Raw genomic sequence first — 17682 nt, 5'->3', positions numbered from 1 at the left:
GACATGAGGGCAATACAGGCAAAAAGGCTATCATCGATGCGGTTTGGCGGTTGGACGATTGGATTGCTGGCATTTGCCCTGGCTGCCTGCGGGGCCGAGGCTCCGCCGCAGGAGTCCGCCGAAACCGCTGAAACCAGCGAAGCAGCGCCCGATATCGCTGTGAGCGGGCCTGAACGCACCATCCTGGCTTTCGGCGACAGCCTGTTCGCCGGCTACAACCTGGCCGAGCACGAAGGCTATCCCGAGCGGCTGGAAGTCGCCTTGCGCGCCCAGGGCATCAATGCGCGGGTGATAGATGCGGGGGTGTCGGGCGATACCACTGCGGCCGGTCGCCAGCGGATCGGCTTCGTGCTCGACAATGCCGCCAGCCCGCCCGATCTCGCCATTGTTGAACTGGGCGGGAATGACCTGCTGCGCGGCATCGCCCCCGCCTCAACGCGCGAGAACCTGGGCGCGATCCTGGACGAACTGGCGCGCCGCGAGATTCCCGTGCTGCTGATGGGGATGCGCGCGCCGCCCAACCTCGGCGCGCAGTTCCAGGCGGAATTCGACGGCCTATATCCCGCGCTGGCCGAGGAATATGGCGTGGAGCTGGTGCCGTTCTTCCTCGAAGCGGTGTTCGACCAGCCGCAGCTTATCCTCCCCGACCGGATCCACCCCACGGCAGAAGGCGTGCAGGCGCTGGTCGAGGCGACCGGGCCCGCCGTGGTCTCCGCCCTCCCGCCCGCGCGCTAGACCTTGGTCGCCAGCTAGCGCACGCTCCGCACGAAGAGGATCGCGCCGCCGGCCATCAGTGCCAGCACTGCGCAGCCGAGGAACAGTTGCCCCAGCACCGGCGCCAGCGCACCCGGCTGGAAGGCGAGCAGGGCCAGCGCGGGCGCGATGGCGGACGGCAGTGTGTTGGTCAGGTTCAACACCCCCAGCAGCGTGCCGCGATGGCGGTGGCCCGACACGATCTGCGCCACCATCGCTGTATCGATCGAGGTGAAGACCGACAGGCCGACATAGAACAGGCAGTATCCGCCCAGCAGCAGGGTGGTCCCGCCACCCGCCTGGCTGAGCAGTACCAGCCCGCCAGCCACGGCAGTGGCCGCCAGGGTCAGCGGCACCCTCCGCCGCCGCGCCCTGTCGGACAGCACTCCGGCGGTGAGCGTTGCCAGGACCGCGATGATCCCGGCGGGCCACGATATGTCGGCCAGCAGGCTGGTGGCGCTGGCTTGGGGATCGGTCGTGCGGTTCGCGACAGCGGCGGCGAGGTAAAGGTAGATGTAGCCGCTGACAAAGGTCGCTCCCAGTTGCACCGCCAGCTTGGCACCCCAGGCAATGGCAAAGTCGCGCTTGGCCCATTGCGCCGGAATGGTCGGCCTGTCCGGATCGGCGGGAGCGGCCGCGGCAACCAGCCCCAGCTTCCAGGCCAGCAACAAGGGCGCAAAGCAGGCCACCGACAGACCGCCGGCAAACAGGAAGCCGCTCGGCCCGTCCTGCGGGAACAGGCGGCCGACCAGCACCACGGCCAATGTGGAGGCGGGCATGGCGGCATGCATGATCCCGGCCATCAGGCCCTTGCTCCGGTCGGGGAAGTGGTCGGTCAGCAATGCACCGAGCGGGGCGAAGGCGAAGTTGAGCGCGCACTGGAACAGGGCGATGCCCACCAGCAAGGCCGCGAAACTGCCCGCCCATGCCAGCGCGCCATAGGACAGCGCCAACAGGCCCGCGCCAATCGCGATCAGCCCGCGCCGCGTGCCATGCCGTGCCAGCCAGCGGTCGCTCGCATGGCCGGCCGCAATATGCGATGCGCCCGCCACGATCGCGCCCGACAACAGCAGCCAACTGACCATTGTGGCAGCGTCGCCAGTGCCCAGCGCCTCCACCCGGCGCGGCACCAGCAGCACCAGCAGGGGCATGAAGGCCAGGTGCACGCCCAGATAGGCGAGACCATACTGGGCGATGGCAAGCACCGGGGGCCGCGCCATGCTGTTTTCCATCGGCTCGGCCATCTGGTTCGCTCATCCCCCTTGAATGGCGGGCTTAGAGCGGGCACTTGCGGCCCGCAATGATAGCGCTTTCATTGACGGATCATTTCTTCCTCGAAATTTGCGCCGGATAGATTTAGGGCAGGGACCATGAAAACACAGGTATGCATTATCGGAGCCGGGCCAGCGGGCCTTTTGCTGGGTAATCTCTTGCGCGCCGAGGGCGTGGATTGCGTAGTGCTGGAGCAGCGCTCGCCCGACTATGTGCTCAGCCGCATCCGCGCCGGTGTGCTGGAGAATATCACTGTCAGCCTGATGGAGCGGCTTGGGCTTGATGCGCGGCTGAAGGCCGAGGGCCTGCCGCACGACGGTTTCAACCTGGCCGATGGCGAGCGGCTGATCCGTATCGATATCGGAGGGCTGACCGGCCAGCAGGTCGTGGTCTATGGCCAGACCGAGATTACCCGCGACCTGATGGATGCGGCGGACGAGCGCGGATTGCAGGTCATCTACGAGGCCGAGGATGTGGCCCTGCACCATGTCGATGGCGACGCGCCCTATGTCACCTATCGCCAGGGAGAAGAGGAGTTTCGCGTCGATTGCCGCTTCATCGCCGGGTGCGACGGGTTCCATGGCCCCAGTCGCAAGGCCGTGCCTGCCAGCGTGGGCATGGAGTACGAGCGGGTCTATCCGTTCGGCTGGCTCGGCATCCTGGCCGATGTGCCGCCGTGCAATCACGAACTGATCTATGCCAACCACGAACGCGGCTTTGCCCTGGCCTCCATGCGCAGCGCCACCCGCAGCCGCTATTACATCGACGTTCCGCTGACCGAGCGGATCGAGAACTGGCCGGACGAGCGGGTGTGGGACGAACTGGCGATCCGCCTTGGCCCGGAAGCCGCCGCCGACATCACCCGCGGCCCGGCGCTCGAGAAGTCGATTGCTCCGCTGCGGTCCTATGTCTTTGCCCCGATGCGCCACGGTAGCCTGCTGCTGTGCGGCGACAGCGCGCACATCGTGCCGCCGACGGGTGCCAAGGGGTTGAACCTCGCCGCGAGCGACGTACACTATGCCTCTGCGGCGCTGGTCGGTTATTTCAAGGCGAATGATGTCGATGCCGTTGCAGCCTATTCCGACAAGGCCCTGGCCCGCGTGTGGAAAAGCGAGCGGTTCAGCTGGACCCTGACCAAGCTGATGCACCGTTTCCCGGAGGACGGTCCGTTCGAACGCGCGATGCAGGTGGCCGAACTCGATTATATCGCCAGCAGCAAGGCGGCCCAGATGACTATTGCCGAAAACTATGTCGGCTTGCCGGTCTAGGATATCCAAGGAGAGGATTACTTCATGTCCAAGTTTGAACGTTTGAACCCGATGACCGGCGCGGTCGCTTCCAGTGCGCAGGCGATGAAGGCGGGCGATATTCCCGCCATTGCAGAACGGGCGCAGGAAGGCTTCGCCGTCTGGTCGCATATGGGCCCGAACGCCCGCCGTGCGGTGCTGACGAAGGCAGCCGATGCGCTGGTGGCCAAGAAGGACCAGTTCGTCGAAGCGATGATGGGTGAAATCGGCGCGACCGCCGGCTGGGCCATGTTCAACCTGATGCTGGCTGCAGGTATGGTGCGCGAGGCCGCTGCCATTACCACGCAGATTTCGGGCGAGATCATCCCCTCGGACCACCACGGCACCGTGGCCATGGCGATGAAGGAGCCGGTGGGAGTGCTGCTGGGCATTGCCCCGTGGAATGCGCCGATCATCCTGGGTGTGCGCGCCATTGCCGTGCCGCTGGCCTGCGGCAATGCCGTAATCCTGAAAGCGAGCGAGACCTGCCCGCGCACCCATGCCCTGATTATCGAAGCCTTTGCCGAGGCCGGCTTCCCCGAAGGCGTGGTAAATGTCGTCACCAATGCGCCCGAGGATGCGGCCGAAGTCGTCGGCGCGCTGATCGATGCGCCGCAGGTCCGGCGCATCAATTTCACCGGCTCCACCGCCGTGGGCAAGATCATTGCCAAGCGTGCGGCCGAGCATCTCAAGCCCGTCCTGTTGGAGCTGGGCGGCAAGGCCCCGATGCTGGTGCTGGAAGATGCCGACCTTGATGAAGCGGTAAAGGCTGCGGCTTTCGGCGCCTACATGAACCAGGGCCAGATCTGCATGAGCACCGAACGGATCATCGTGGTGGACAGTGTGGCGGATGAATTTGCCGCCAAGTTCAAGGCCAAGGTGGAATCGATGCCGGTGGGCGATCCGACGGCGGGCAACACGCCGCTTGGCGCCGTGGTCGATCGCAAGACGGTGGATCACTGCTACAGCCTGATCGAGGACGCGGTGGGCAAGGGCGCTGTCCTGCTGACCGGTGGCGAGACCACGCAGAACGTGCTGATGCCCGCTCACCTGGTGGACAAGGTCACGCCCGACATGAAGCTGTTCCGCGACGAAAGCTTTGGGCCGGTCGTGGGCATCATCCGCGCGCGGGACGAGGCCCATGCGATCGAACTGGCCAACGATACCGAATATGGCCTGTCATCGGCAGTGTTCACCCGTGACACGGCGCGCGGACTGAAGGTTGCGCGGCAGATCCAGGCGGGCATCTGCCACGTCAATGCCAGCACCGTGTCGGATGAACCGCAGATGCCGTTCGGCGGGATGAAGGCTTCGGGCTATGGCCGCTTTGGCGGACGCTATGGCATCGACGCCTTCACCGAGACGCGCTGGGTCACGTTCGAGACCGAGCCGGGCCACTACCCGATCTGATAGCTGCCCGGTGCGGGTCGGCGGGGGTTCAGACCTCGCCGACCCCGCCGTGGTGTACTGCGCGGTCTAAATCGGTCAGGAAGCGGTGGCCGTTTTCGATATGCTGACGCATGGCCATTTCGGCAGCAGGCCCGTCGCGGTCGAGCACGGCTTTGACGATCAGCCGGTGGTCGCGCGCCGCCTCGCGCAGCCGGTCACCTTTGTAGAACGTTTCGAACAGCAGGTGGTGGACCGGCGTGTTGAGGCGTTTGACGATATCCTCGATCACCGCATTGCCCGCGCCGCGCATCAGCAGCGAGTGCCAATCCGAATTGAGCTGGCCGAACCGTTCCGGCGCGCCGCCTTCGACGCAGACCTCCATCTCGTCCGCGAGGTCGGCCAGCTTCCGGCGCTGTTCGTCTGTCGCCTTGAGCGCGAATTCGGCGGCGCAGATCCCTTCCAGCGCAGCGCGGGCGCGGTATAGCTGGCGCACTTCGTCCATCGAGGCGCCACGCACCGATGCGCCGCGGAACTCCTCGATCTCGACCAGTCCTTCGGCGGCCAGGCGCTGGAACGCCTCGCGCACCTTGAACCGGCTACCGCCGGTCTGGCGGATGATGTCCACCTCGACCAGGCGCTGGCCGGGCACGAGGCGGCTGGAGCGGATCTGCGAACGGATCCAGTCTGCCACCTCGACCCCGGTGGGTCCCTTGCGGGCGAGAGCTTCGACTGCGTCATTCATAAACGCCTGCTAGCAACGACAATAAAAATGTCAACAATCTTGTTATCGATATTCTGATTGCGCTTTGTGCGCCAATTTGTGATCCAGCCTTCGGACGCTCCTCGAGAGGGCGGAAAACGGAGGGTTTTATGTCGAAGGCACAGCGCACCATGGGTGCATCCAGGTTCATGCGCACCGGTTCGGTCGTCGCACTCGCAACTGCAGGCCTGTTCTGCACCCAGCCGGTTCTGGCACAGGACCAGGCAGAGGGCGAGGTTGAAGACATCATCATTGTTACCGGCAGCCGCATTGCCGAAATCCCGGTCGGGTCGGCCGCTACCGTATTGGGCCGCGGCGAGATCGAGGCTTCTGCCGGCATCACCATCGACCGCGTGATCAAGGAACTGCCCGCCAACTTCGACCTGGGCGTATCGGAAAACTCGCGCGGCCAGGCCGGCGGTTCGGGCAATATCGTTTACGGCAACACCGTGAACCTGCGCGGTATCGGCCCCTATGCAACGCTGGTGCTGATCGACGGGCACCGGGTGGTGAACAACAGCCGCTCGACCGATCCTTCGGTCCTGCCGACGCTGGGCGTGCAGCGGGTCGAAGTGCTGGCTGACGGTGCATCGGCTGTTTACGGTTCGGATGCCGTGGCCGGCGTGGTCAACCTGATCCCGCGCCGCAATCTCGATGGCGTGGAAATGTTCGCCCGCTACGGCTTTGCCGACCAGGGCAGCTTCGATGAATATGCGCTGGGTGTGGCCATGGGCCAGCAGTTCAGCCGCGGGCAGTTCATGGTGGCTTATGAGCATGTCTCGCGCTCCAACCTCAGCGGTTCGGACCGTGATTTCTTCACCTCGGACCAGCGCGAATTCGGCGGCAACGATTACCGCACCACCCGTTGTGCGCCGGGTACGCTGGTGATCGGCACCACGACCTATGCCATGCCCGACCAGTACACTCCGGCCAATGCCGGTGCGGTGACTGCGGGCACTCGCAACCTGTGCGACACCAACCCGGGGCAGGATCTGTTCCCCGAGCAGTCCTACAACTCGGTCAACGCCACCTTCGATTTCGAGATCGCCGACTGGGTCGAAGTGTTCGCCGACGCCTTTTATTCCAAGCGCGAATTCGTCCGCCTTGGCTCGCCCTTCTCGGCCCGCATCAACGTGCCTGAAAGCAACGCCTTCTTCGTCCGCCCGCCGGGCTTCACCGGTTCGAGCTATTCGATCGACTACAGCTTTGCCGATGAACTCCCCGTGCCGCAGACTGCCGGCTCTGCCCAGAGCTGGCAGATCACCCCGGGCTTGCGCTTCAACCTGCCGGGCGACTGGTCGGCCGAAGTGCTGGTCGGTTTTGGCGAAACCCGCGATTTCTCGGGTTCCTATGATGGCCTCAACAACGGCGCGCTCAATGCGGCGCTGGCCAGCAGCGATCCGGCCACAGCTTTCGATCCCTATGGCCTGAACCGTACCAGCCAGTCGGTCATCAACGGCATCTTCAACCAGATATTCCTCGCGCCGACCTATGGCGAACTGACGGTTTATGAAGGGCGGATCAACGGTCCGCTGTTCGAACTGCCGGGTGGAACGGTGATGGTCGCCGGCGGTTTCGAGCGGCAGGAATTCCAGGTCGAGCTGGGCAGCGCGCGCGGCAATCCGACTACACCGATTGCCTTCCGCACCTTCGATCGCACGGTGAATTCGGGCTATGCCGAAGTGCTGATCCCGGTGTTCGGCGCTGGCAATGCTACAGCGGGCTTCGAGGAGCTGACGATCAATGCTGCCCTGCGGCACGACAAGTACAGCGATGCCGGCAAGACCACCAATCCCAAGATCGGCATCAACTGGGTACCGACTGACGGTGTGCTGATCCGCGGCAGCTATGGCACGGCCTTCCGTGCGCCGACGCTGCCTGAGATCTACGGCAACAGCAACGCCATGTTCGGCCAGAACTACCAGAACCCGGCTGGCGGCTCGCCGGTGCTGGGCTATGCCTTGTCCGGTCCCAACCTCGGTCTGTCCCCCGAAACGGCCACCACCTGGTCGGTCGGCACGGATATCGACGTGGCCGCCGGCCTGCGCCTGTCGCTCACTTATTTCGATGTGGCCTACAACGACCAGGTCATTGCCAACCTGTCCAACCTTGCGATCCTGGGACAGGAAGCCGACTATGCCGGAACAGGCGTGATCCTGCGCGGACAGGCGGCGCGGGACCGCGTGCAGCATCTGCTCAACTCTGGCATTCCGGTTCTCGGCACGCCGTTCCCCTCGGGCGATATCAACAACGTCAACCTGTTCGTCGATGGGCGCAGCCAGAACCTCGGCAAGTCGATCACCCGCGGTATCGACTTTCTGGCCACCTACGACTTCGACCTGTCGCCGGATGACCGGGTGACGCTGATGGCCAACGGGAGCTACCTGCTGGATTACAAGGTGGCCGTGTCGCCGCAGGGTGCGCTGGTCGATCAGCTGAACAACATCTTCCAGCCGCTGAAGTTCAAGGCACGCCTATCGGCCGAATGGGAGCATGGCCCGATTACCGCCCGGGTGCTGGCAACCCATGTCGCGGGCTATACCAATACCCTCATCACGCCCAACGAGGAGGTCGGCAGCTATACACCGATCGACCTGAGCGTAACCTGGCGGTTGGGCGACAGTCTGGGCTTCGAGCGTATCCAGGGGCTGGCGCTGTCGGCTGAAGTGCGCAACCTGTTCGACACCGATCCGCCCTATGTAAACCTGGCTCCGGGCGGGAACGGCAGCGGCGGCTATGACGCGACTGCCGCCAACCCAGTCGGCCGGATGTTCGCGGTGGGCGCGCGCGCGGCATTCTGACCGAGCGGTGGACGTTGGAACGAGGTCGTCGAGGGCAGTGCCAGGCAATTTTACCGAAGTGCTGCTGACCGGCGACCTGGTTCTGGACGAGCCTGATCCCGACCACTGGCTTTCAGGCATCGCTCCGGCCTTGCGTGACAGCCACCTGGCCATTGGCCATCTCGAAGTGCCGCATACCCGGTGCAGGACCGAAGCCGAAGGCGACGTTCCTGCACCCGGTGCGCCGCCGGAAAACGTGGCGGCCATCGCGCGGGCGGGGTTCGGCATGGTCAGCCTCGCGGGAAACCACATTGCCGATTGCGGGCCGGATGGAATTGCCCAAACCGTGGCCCTGCTCGATGCCTGCGCCGTGCTCCACAGCGGAGCTGGCCGCGATATCGCCCACGCCCGCAAGATCGCGGTGGCCGAGGCGGGGGGCTGGGGCATCGCCTTGCTAAGCTACAATTGCGTGGGACCGGAATTTGCCTGGGCTGGCCAAGCCAGCGCGGGCTGCGCCTTCCTCCCCGTGGAGACGAGAAGCGGGTCGCCGGTGTCTCCAAGGGCGGATCTCGGGAGCCTTGCTTCGGCAGCTCTCGAGATCCTGGAGGAGGACATCACCAAGGCCCGTCGCCAAGCGGATTTCGTCATCGTGGCGCTGCACCAGGGCACGGTCCATACGCCCGTCCGCATCGAGAACTACGAAATGGAAGCAGCGCGCGCCGCCATCGACAGCGGGGCCGATGCGGTGGTGGCGCACCATGCGCACATCGTGCGCGGGATATCGTTCCACAAGGATCGCCCGATCTTCCACGGGCTGGGCAACGGCTGCGTGGTAACCTCCGCGCTCAGTCCCGGACAGGACCACGCCGTGCGCGCCGAATGGGCGAAGAAGCGGCGCGAGATGTTCGGCTTCGAGCCCGATCCGGCCTATACCCTTGCCCCGTTTCATCCAGAAGCGGTCAATGCCTTCATCGGTCGCCTGCGCATCGGCGAGGATGCAAAGGTGGAAGCCGGGATCATTCCCGTCCATGTCGAAGCGCCGGGTCGTCCGGTATTGGCCCAAGGGGCCGCCGCACGGGCGATAGCTGATTATGTCGAACGGATCACTGTGGCAGCCGGCCTGCCACCAATCCGCATCGAAGACGACGGACGAGTGGAGCAGGTGGCTTGAGCAAGGGTTGGACTATCGTGATCTGGATCGGCGGGCTGGCCCTGCTGGCCGCCACCCTGGTGGACACCGTGGCGGTGATCGGCCGCAACGTGGGCCTGCCGTTCACCGGCTCGATCGAGGTGATGCAGGCACTGATCGTGCTGGCAAGCGGGCTGGGCATCGTGATCGCTACACTGGAGCGTTCGCACGCGCGGGTGCGCCTGGTGGTCGATCGCCTGGCACCGCGGGCGCGTGACGTGGCCGACCGGATGTCGAACTTTCTTACCATGACTTTCCTTCTCGCCCTGCTGGTCGGGTCCGGCTGGCTCGCCATCGACTTGTGGCATGGCCATGAACAGAGCGAGTGGCTGGGCATTCCATGGGCAGCGATGCGGATGGTGGCCAATGGCTGCCTGCTGGCATCTGCGGCCATCCTGGCCTGGCGTGTGGTAAAGGGTGACCGGCCATGATGGCGACACCCGAAACCGGCCTTGTCGGCATCCTCCTCTTGCTGGTCCTGCTGCTGGCAGGCGGGCGCATCGGCGCCGTCCTGGGTCTGGTTGGCCTTGGCGGCCTTGCCGTGGTGCTGGGCCTTGAAGCGGCGGTCATCAAGGGCGGGGTGATCGCCATCGACACCCTGACCCGCTATGAATTGGGCACCCTGCCGCTGTTCCTGTTCATGGCGCACATCTTCTTTTCCATCGATGCCAGCCGCGACATGTTCGATGCGGCGGCCAAACTGGTCGGGCACCGGCGCGGCGGATTGGCCTATGCCTCGGTCGCGGGCTGTGCCGGCTTCGGCGCGATCAACGGGTCGAGCCTGGCGACCACGGCCACTGTCGGTCTGGTTGCCTATCCCGAAATGAAGAAGCGCGGTTACGATGACCGGCTGTCCACCGCCACCATCGCAGCGGGCGGCACCCTGGGCCAGATGATTCCGCCATCGGGCGCGCTGATCGTGTTCGGCATCATAGCCGAAACCAGCATCGGCGAGTTGTTCACCGCCGCGATCATCCCCGGCCTGACCCAGGCGCTATTCTATGCGATCGTGATCTTCATAATGGTGCGCCTGACCCCCGGCCTTGCGCCTGCGGGCGAACGGGCTGGCTGGCCAGAACGCTGGCGCGCGCTGGGCAGGATCTGGGACATCGTTGCGCTGGTCCTGCTGGTGATCGGCGGCATCGCTTCGGGCTGGGTCAGTCCGTCAGAGGCGGCCGCCATCGGCGCAGCGGGTGCACTGCTGATCGCTGCGCTGCGCGGCAAGCTGACGCGCGAAACGCTGTTCCATGCTTTCAGCGAAACCCTGCGGACCAGCGGGCTGATCTTCCTGATCATCATCGGCGCGCTGCTGTTCTCCGCCTTCGTCGGCGTGACCGGCCTGGCCGATGCGGCGGGGAATCTCGTTTCCGCGATGGGCCTCGGCACGTTCTGGACCCTGGTCCTGGTGGCCGTAATCCTGCTGCTGCTGGGCACCGTGCTCGACGGGCTTGGCCTGATGCTGCTGATGACCCCGATCCTGCTGCCGATTGTCGAAGGCACCGGCCTTTCCGCCATCTGGTTCGGCGTGTTCCTCGTGCGGGCCATGGAAGTAGGCTTCCTCACCCCGCCGCTGGGGATGAACCTCTATATCATGCAAGGCGTGGCCAAGAATGTCGGCATCGACCGGATTTTCCGGGGCGTGCTGCCCTTCCTCGCAAGTGACGCGGTCCACTTGCTCCTCCTGATCCTGTTCCCGGCAATCATCCTGTGGTTGCCCGGCGTACTGGGGAACTGACCTTGATTGCGATTGCCGGCCCCGACCTGCCCCATGAAGTGCTGCTGGCCGCCGCGTGCCACGCTGGGCCCATTGCGTTCGATCCGGAGCGCGAGACGCCGCAGGCGCTACAATGGGTCGAAAGCAAGTTCGCCCCCTGGGCCTTCGCGGTGGTCGAAGGTTGGGCGGAACATGCCTATGATGGGCTGGAGGCGGTGTTGTTCAGCCGGGCCGACGATACCTCGCAGCGGCTCTATTACTACATCTGCGAATTGCAGCGGCGCGGGCTGCTGGCAGGGCCGGAACCGCTGATCTGCGACATTGCCAAGATCCCCCGCGCCAGCAGTGTGGATCGCACGGCAGACGCAGTGCGCAAACTCGCGCAGCGTCTTGGCGTGGGTGACGAGGCGCTGGAAGCGGCGATCGTGGCCACCAACCAGCGCCGGGATAGCGTTCCCGCCCTGGCCGATGGCAAGCGCTGCCTGCTTGCCGGAACCCCGCCGCCGGATGACCGCCTGCACCGCGCCATCGCCGCACAGGGCTTCGTGCCGGTTGGACGGACGCTGGCCGAGGACTGGGCCGATCTGGGCGAGCCGGTGGCCGAGGCAAGCGGCGACCCTGCGCTGGCTATCGCCCGCGGAATGCACGCGCGGCAAAGCGGCTCGCGCAGCTTTGCCGATCCGGCAACCCGCCTGCGCGCCGCCATCGATGCTTGCAGTGCGAGTGCCGTGGTCCTGTGGCGGATCGAGGAGGAGGAGGCACAGTGCTGGCACCTCCCGGCCGAACGCCGTGCGCTCGATGAAGCGGGCGTGCCGGCACTGGTCCTGACCCGCCGCGACTGGCTGGCGCGCGATGGCGCTGCCGCTGAAATTACCGCATTCCTTTCGGAGATCACCCCATGAAGCCGCTCACCGGACACCGCGTGGCCGTGCTGGGCCAGATGGCCGATCGCCCGCTTGCCCGCTATCTTGCCTCGCTCGGCGCGGAGCTGAGCGGCTCGGTCGAAGGCGCCAGCTTCGTGATCGACGACCTGGGGCAGGAGGCGTGCGCGGACTTGCCCATTGGTGCCGACGCGATCCATGTTTCGGTCACGCCGTTCGGCTCTGGCGGGCCGCGTTCGCACTGGAAGGGCGGCGAACTGGTTGCCTCGGCCATGGGCGGGACGCTCCGACTGACGGGCGAGCCGGGGCAGAAGCCGGTGAAGGAAGCGGGCGATGCCTGTACCTTCCATGCCGACATGGTGGCAGGCGCAGGGGCCATGGCGGCTCACCATGCCCGCGGCACCCATGGGCAGGGCCAGCACGTGGACGTGTCGATCCAGCAGGTGGCAATGAGCCGCAACGTAAACGGCGTGCTGGTCTGGCAGTTCGACCACCGCAGCCTTGATCGCGCGGGCGGCTGCATCAATTACGGCAAGGTGACGGTGCAAGTTATCTGGCAACTGGCCGATGGCTGGTGCTTCCATGCGCTGATGACCGGACGGCTGGGCGCGCCTGCCAATGCCGCGCTGTCCGCCTGGATGGACGAGGCCGGGTTCGACAACCCGATGCGCGATGTGGACTGGCTGGCCTACAACCGATCCACCCTGCCTGCCGAAACGCGTGCTGTGTGGCAGGCCGCGATAGCGGCGTTCTTCGCCAGCCGCACCAAGGCCGAGATCGCCACCGAGGGCCGCCGCCGGGGGATCAATGCCTGCGTGGTAAACGAACCGGCGGATGTGCTGGCCGACCAGCACCTGAAGGCTCGCGGTTTCCTCGACGCGCCCGATGGCCTGCCCGAACGATTTGCCGTGATCCGCGAAGGCCGCCAGGGTGCGGCTCCCGCCATCCATACCGGCGAGCGGCCCGGGCCCCTGTCAGGCGTGAAAGTGCTCGATTTCGCCTGGGCACTGGTCGGCTCGATCACCACCAAGACGCTGGGTGACCTGGGCGCCGAAGTGGTCAAGATCGAGAGCCGCAGCCGCCCGGACCTGTCGCGCATGGACGTGCAGGTATCGGCTTCCACGGCCAAGAGTCTGGATGACAAGCCGTGGTTCGCGCATCTCAACACGTCGAAGAAATCGCTCACCCTCAATCTCAAGCAACCCGGATCGCGCAAGCTGATCGATCCGCTGGTCGACTGGGCCGATGTGGTGGTGGAGAACTTCTCGCCCGGCACGATGGCTAAGCTGGGGCTGGATTATGACAGCCTGTCGCAGCGCAATCCCGGCGTGGTCATGGTCTCGGGCAGCGTTTTCGGCCAGACCGGGCCACTGGCGCAGGAATGGGGCGTGGACGGCACCGGCGGCGCACTGTCGGGCCGCACCTTCCTGACCGGGTTCCGCGACGGCAATCCGGTGATCCCCGGCGCGGTCCCCTATGGTGACGTGATCGTGCCCTTCGTCATGGCGGGCCATGTCGCCGCCGCGCTGCAATACCGGCGCGAGACCGGGCGCGGGTGCCATATCGACGCCAGCATGTACGAGATCTGCGTCCAGCAGATGCGCGACTACCTTGCACTTGCGAAAAGCGGCGAGCGGCCGCTGCGGTCCGGCAATGCCGACCCGGCGGTGTGGTTCCAGGACGTGTTCCCCGCCGCTGGCGATGACCGCTGGGTGGCGATCAGCCTGGCAGACGCGGACCAGCGCGCGGCGCTCGAAGCTATCACCGGGCCGGATATCGCCGCCTGGACATCCACCCGCGAGGACAAGGCCATTGCCGAGCAATTGCAGGCCGCGGGGATTGCCGCAGGCGCATTGCAGGATTGCGCGGACCTGATGGAGAACGACCCGCAGATTGCCGCCCGCGAGGCGCTGGTCATGCTGGAACACCAGGTGCTGGGGCCCTTCGGCCACATGGCCACGCCGATGCGCTTCTCGCACGATACACTGGCCCCGTTCCGCGCGCCGGGCATGGGCGAACACAGCTTCCAGGTCGCGCGCCGCATCTGTGACCTGTCGCAGGACGAAGTCGAACGCCTCGATGGCGAAGGAGTATTCCATTGAGCGTGACCGCCAACCAGCGCAGCCGCAAAACGCTGGCCTGCACGGCCGAGGCGACCGCCTACCAGAAGGCGTTCGGTGCGGAACTGCGCCGCCGCGTGGTGGAAGACCGCGAGCCCTATGCCATCGTCCAGGCCGATACCCCGCACGAGCTGTTCCACGCGATGGATATTCCCATCGTCACCAACCAGTGGTGGTCGGCCTATATCTCGGCCAAGCAGCTTTCGGCTGAATACTTCGATGCGATGACCGCCAAGGGTTTTCCGGAAAACAGCTGCAAATACTGCTCGCTCGGCCTGGCCTGCACCCTGGCGAACGATCCCGAGCGCGCACCGTGGGGCGGCCTGCCGCAACCGACCGTACTGGTGGCGCGGCTGACCTGCGACTGCATCCAGCAGGTGTTCGGCCTGTGGGCAGAAGCGCTGGGCAGCGAGTTCTTCCCGATGGAAGCGCCTGCCTGGACCGACAAGGACCCCGACTGGTTCCTCCACGCGCGCGATGACTGGCGGCGGGTGTACCAGCCCGACCGCATCGCCCTGATGGTGCGCGAGATGCACGACCTGATCGCCCTGCTGGAAAACCGCACCGGACGAAAGTTCGACGAGGCGAAGTTCCACCACCTGATGGAACAGATCAACGTGCAGGAAGGCTATATCTGGGAAGCCGCGCAAGCGATCGGCAATGCCCGGCCGTGCCCGGTCTCGATCGCCGAACAGATGCCCAATACCATGATCCCGCAATGGCACCGGGGCTCCGACTGGGCCGTTGCCCATGCGAAAAAGTTCCGCGACCAGGTGCTGGAGAAGATTGCCGCGGGCGAGGGCGCTTCGACCAACGAAAAGCTGCGGCTGATGTGGATCGGCGCGGGCGTGTGGCACGATCCGGGGTTCTATCAGTCGCTGGAGGAAAAGCTCGGCGCGGTGTTTGTCTGGTCGATGTACATGCCCTTTGCCGGCCCGGCCTATATCCGCGAGCTGCAGGGCAGCCCGATGGAGGCGCTGGCCAGCCGCGTCGCCAGCATGAACGAGACACTGCACCTCCCGCCGTGGATGAGCGGCTGGATGGTTTCGGAAGCGGAACGCTGCGGCATTGACGCGGTGGTCATCCTGCTGCCGCCCGACAACCGCCTGTCGCAATCGGGCAACAAGCTGACCGCGCTGGCGCTGGAACAGGCCGGTGTCCCCGTGCTGATGATCGATGCCGACATGGTCGATGCCAAGATCTGGGATCATGACAAGATGGTCGGGATGGTGGCGGATTTCCTCGAACAGCGGGGGCTCACGTGAGACTGTTCGCCCTCATCTGCCTGCTGCTGCTGGCGGCCTGCTCGCGCCCGATCCCCGAAGGCGTGACAGAACTCAGCTATGCCACCCCGTATCCGCCGACCCACCCTTTCAGCCGGGCCGACCAGCGCTGGATTGACTGGGTCGAGGCTGAATCCGACGGCACTCTGCGTATCCGGCCGATCTGGTCGGGCAAGTTGCTGTCGGCCGACATGTCGATGGAGGAACTGCGCCACGGCGTGGCCGATATCGGCCTGATCACGCCCATTTATGTCCGCGGCGGAACGCACCTGCTGCGCATCCATACCGGCTTCTACAGCGGTGCCGACAGCGTGGAGACGCAGGTCGCGCTCTATCGCTGCATGGAAGCCAACATCGACCAGATCGGCAAGGAACTGGCGGGGCTGAAGGTGCTGGCGGTGCAGGGCGGACTGCTGCCGGGCGTGCTCACCCGCAACCGCCCGGTGCACAGCCTGGAAGACCTGCGCGGCCTGCGCATCCGTGCACCGACCGAACTGATGCCGGTGCTGCGCAACCTGGGGGCAGACCCGGTCAACATGCCGATGGGCGATACCTATTCCGCGCTGGCCAAGGGCGTGCTCGACGGTGTGGTGGCCCCGACCGACACCTTCCGCGCGCTGCACTTCGCGGAAGTGGCGAAGTACTACTACGAGATAAAGATCCCGCGTGGTGCCTATCCTGCGCGCGCCATGGGCGAGGACCGGTGGAACACGCTGTCGCCCGCCGACCGCGCCCTGCTCGAACGCAGCACGGCCGTGTGGGAAGCCGCCCTGGCCGAGGAAATCCGCGCCTCCGAAGCTGTCGGGCGCGAAGCGGGCGAAGGCAGGATCGTCTATGCCCAGGCCAGCGCCGAGGACCAGCAGGCGTTCGACGCGCTCTATCTGCGCGATGGCGAGGAAAATGCCCGCCGCCTGTCGCGTTTCGGGATCGACGGCCTGGCTGCGTTCCAGTTCGCCCGTTCAACTGTTACCGGCCGTGACCAGGTCGATTGTGGAGACATTTCGTGACCCAGCCGCTTGCGGGGATCCGCATTGCCGATTTCAGCCATGTCATGGCCGGCCCCTTTGCCAGCCACTTGCTGCGGCTGATGGGAGCAGAAGTCATCAAGATCGAAACGCGCAAGGGCGACCAGTTCCGCAACTATGGTTCCAACCGCGATTTCGATGGCATGGCGCCCGCCTTCATTGCCGCCAATGTCGGCAAGAAGAGCATCGCGCTCGACCTGAAGGATCCGGAGGAGCTGGAGATTGCCCGCCAGATCGTGGCCCGCAGCGATGTGCTGCTGGAAAACTTTCGCCCCGGCGTGATTTCCCGGCTGGGTCTCGGTTATGACGTGGTGCGCGAACTGAAGCCCGATATCGTGTTCTGTTCGGTGTCCGGCTATGGCCAGGAAGGCCCGCAGCGCGACTGGCCGGCGATCGACAATATCATCCAGGCGACCAGCGGCATGATGTTGCTGAGCGGCGCGGAAGGCGATCCGCCGGTCCGCGTGGGCTTTCCCATTGTCGATACCCTGACCGGCCAGACCGCCGCCGTGGCAATCCTTGGCGCACTGATGCAAAAGGCGCGGACGGGCGAGGGAGCTTTCATCGACGTGTCCATGCTCGATGCCTCGATGGCCTTCATGACTTCGGCGCTTACGCCATACCTCGTCACCGGCAAGGCGCTGCAGCGGCTGGGCAATACCGGCTATTCCGAGCTGCCGACCGCCGGCCTTTTCGAGACCGCAGACGCGCGGCACATCTCGCTGGGCGTGGTGCAGGACAACCAGTTCGCGGCCCTGGCGAAGCTGCTCGGGCGGCCCGACTGGCTGACCGATGAACGCTTTGCCACGGCCGACCTCAGGCGGGCGAATTTTGCCGCGATGTCGGACCAGCTGCGTGCAATTTTCGCCACACGCCCGGCGGTCGAGTGGGAACGCGAACTCAGCGAGGCAGGTATTCCCTGTGGCATGATCCGGCGGGTGGACGAGGCGGTCGAACTGTGCAGCCCGGCGGGCCTGCTCGATATTGCGCTGGAGGACATGCCGGGAACAGGGCGGATCGCCGTGCCGAATGCCGGTTTCCGCATGGAGCCGGGCTGTCCCGGCACCACCGAGCCGCCGCCCAGGATCGACCAGAACCGCGTCGAAATCCTCGACTGGCTGGCGTCCGACGAGGGGTGATTGCGGACGGCCCGCGGATTGTGAACAATCTTGTCGGACAAAATTCGATTGAAGCACACGCGATAAAGCAGTGAACTGCCACCCGGAGAGG

The 17682-nt window shown here is 65.4% G+C and carries 14 protein-coding genes; 12 read left to right on the top strand and 2 right to left on the bottom strand.

Annotated features, from left to right (window positions below; genetic code table 11):
- Window positions 1-63: 63 nt before the first annotated feature.
- Window positions 64-735: an arylesterase gene (locus M3P36_RS01435; protein WP_283773271.1), complete on the top strand. Its 672-nt coding sequence runs from the start codon at window positions 64-66 to the stop codon at window positions 733-735.
- Window positions 736-749: 14 nt separating this feature from the next.
- On the opposite strand, the gene M3P36_RS01430 is transcribed toward M3P36_RS01435, so the two are convergent.
- Window positions 750-1997 (bottom strand): MFS transporter, encoded by a 1248-nt coding sequence (locus tag M3P36_RS01430; RefSeq protein WP_249698872.1) that lies wholly within the window; start codon window positions 1995-1997, stop codon window positions 750-752.
- A gap of 126 nt (window positions 1998-2123) precedes the next feature.
- Between M3P36_RS01430 and pobA the strand changes: the two genes are divergently transcribed.
- Complete coding sequence (pobA, locus tag M3P36_RS01425; RefSeq protein WP_249698862.1) at window positions 2124-3293, top strand: 4-hydroxybenzoate 3-monooxygenase; 1170 nt, start codon at window positions 2124-2126, stop codon at window positions 3291-3293.
- A gap of 24 nt (window positions 3294-3317) precedes the next feature.
- Window positions 3318-4721: an aldehyde dehydrogenase gene (locus M3P36_RS01420; RefSeq protein ID WP_249698853.1), complete on the top strand. Its 1404-nt coding sequence runs from the start codon at window positions 3318-3320 to the stop codon at window positions 4719-4721.
- A gap of 28 nt (window positions 4722-4749) precedes the next feature.
- On the opposite strand, the gene M3P36_RS01415 is transcribed toward M3P36_RS01420, so the two are convergent.
- The gene (locus M3P36_RS01415; RefSeq protein ID WP_249698850.1) at window positions 4750-5442 is read right to left on the bottom strand and encodes a GntR family transcriptional regulator; all 693 of its coding nucleotides are present in this window, start codon (window positions 5440-5442) and stop codon (window positions 4750-4752) included.
- Between the two features lie 128 nt (window positions 5443-5570).
- Here M3P36_RS01415 and M3P36_RS01410 point away from each other — a divergent pair, with 128 nt between their 5' ends.
- From M3P36_RS01410 to M3P36_RS01370, 9 genes are read left to right on the top strand one after another with little or no spacing between them, the layout of a single operon-like run.
- A complete protein-coding gene (locus M3P36_RS01410) occupies window positions 5571-8261 on the top strand; it encodes a TonB-dependent receptor domain-containing protein (RefSeq protein WP_249698847.1) in 2691 nt (896 codons plus the stop codon).
- Window positions 8262-8298: 37 nt separating this feature from the next.
- Window positions 8299-9411, top strand: coding sequence for a CapA family protein (locus tag M3P36_RS01405; protein WP_249698835.1), 1113 nt, complete (start codon window positions 8299-8301; stop codon window positions 9409-9411).
- The gene (locus M3P36_RS01400; RefSeq protein WP_249698831.1) at window positions 9408-9860 is read left to right on the top strand and encodes a TRAP transporter small permease; all 453 of its coding nucleotides are present in this window, start codon (window positions 9408-9410) and stop codon (window positions 9858-9860) included. The genes M3P36_RS01405 and M3P36_RS01400 overlap by 4 nt, the downstream gene beginning before the upstream one ends.
- Entirely contained in the window at window positions 9857-11164 is a 1308-nt protein-coding gene (locus tag M3P36_RS01395; protein ID WP_249698817.1) for a TRAP transporter large permease, read from the top strand. Before M3P36_RS01400 ends, M3P36_RS01395 begins: the two co-directional genes overlap by 4 nt.
- A gap of 2 nt (window positions 11165-11166) precedes the next feature.
- Window positions 11167-12045 carry a 2-hydroxyacyl-CoA dehydratase family protein gene (locus M3P36_RS01390; protein ID WP_249698814.1) on the top strand — a complete coding sequence of 293 codons (879 nt, stop codon included), beginning with the start codon at window positions 11167-11169 and terminating at the stop codon, window positions 12043-12045.
- Window positions 12042-14126 (top strand): CaiB/BaiF CoA-transferase family protein, encoded by a 2085-nt coding sequence (locus tag M3P36_RS01385; protein WP_249698804.1) that lies wholly within the window; start codon window positions 12042-12044, stop codon window positions 14124-14126. The genes M3P36_RS01390 and M3P36_RS01385 overlap by 4 nt, the downstream gene beginning before the upstream one ends.
- 2 nt (window positions 14127-14128) lie before the next feature.
- On the top strand, window positions 14129-15409 hold the full coding sequence (locus M3P36_RS01380; RefSeq protein WP_249699079.1) for a 2-hydroxyacyl-CoA dehydratase subunit D: 1281 nt from the start codon (window positions 14129-14131) through the stop codon (window positions 15407-15409).
- The gene (dctP, locus tag M3P36_RS01375) at window positions 15406-16434 is read left to right on the top strand and encodes a TRAP transporter substrate-binding protein DctP (protein WP_249698801.1); all 1029 of its coding nucleotides are present in this window, start codon (window positions 15406-15408) and stop codon (window positions 16432-16434) included. The genes M3P36_RS01380 and dctP overlap by 4 nt, the downstream gene beginning before the upstream one ends.
- Entirely contained in the window at window positions 16431-17591 is a 1161-nt protein-coding gene (locus M3P36_RS01370) for a CaiB/BaiF CoA transferase family protein (protein ID WP_249698792.1), read from the top strand. Before dctP ends, M3P36_RS01370 begins: the two co-directional genes overlap by 4 nt.
- Window positions 17592-17682 lie beyond the last annotated feature (91 nt).

The organism is Altererythrobacter sp. KTW20L (assembly GCF_023501975.1).
GTDB lineage: Bacteria > Pseudomonadota > Alphaproteobacteria > Sphingomonadales > Sphingomonadaceae > Alteraurantiacibacter.
The sequence above is the reverse complement of the archived record's forward strand: the minus strand, read 5'-3'. Positions and strand labels throughout refer to the sequence as shown.

Bases quoted from the DNA above. Each gene is read 5' to 3' on its own strand.
- M3P36_RS01385 (WP_249698804.1), top strand. From the start codon at position 12,042: ATGAAGCCGCTCACCGGACACCGCGTGGCCGTGCTGGGCCAGATGGCC.
- M3P36_RS01415 (WP_249698850.1), bottom strand. From the start codon at position 5,442: ATGAATGACGCAGTCGAAGCTCTCGCCCGCAAGGGACCCACCGGGGTC.
- pobA (WP_249698862.1), top strand. From the start codon at position 2,124: ATGAAAACACAGGTATGCATTATCGGAGCCGGGCCAGCGGGCCTTTTG.
- M3P36_RS01430 (WP_249698872.1), bottom strand. From the start codon at position 1,997: ATGGCCGAGCCGATGGAAAACAGCATGGCGCGGCCCCCGGTGCTTGCC.
- M3P36_RS01410 (WP_249698847.1), top strand. From the start codon at position 5,571: ATGTCGAAGGCACAGCGCACCATGGGTGCATCCAGGTTCATGCGCACC.
- M3P36_RS01395 (WP_249698817.1), top strand. From the start codon at position 9,857: ATGATGGCGACACCCGAAACCGGCCTTGTCGGCATCCTCCTCTTGCTG.
- M3P36_RS01420 (WP_249698853.1), top strand. From the start codon at position 3,318: ATGTCCAAGTTTGAACGTTTGAACCCGATGACCGGCGCGGTCGCTTCC.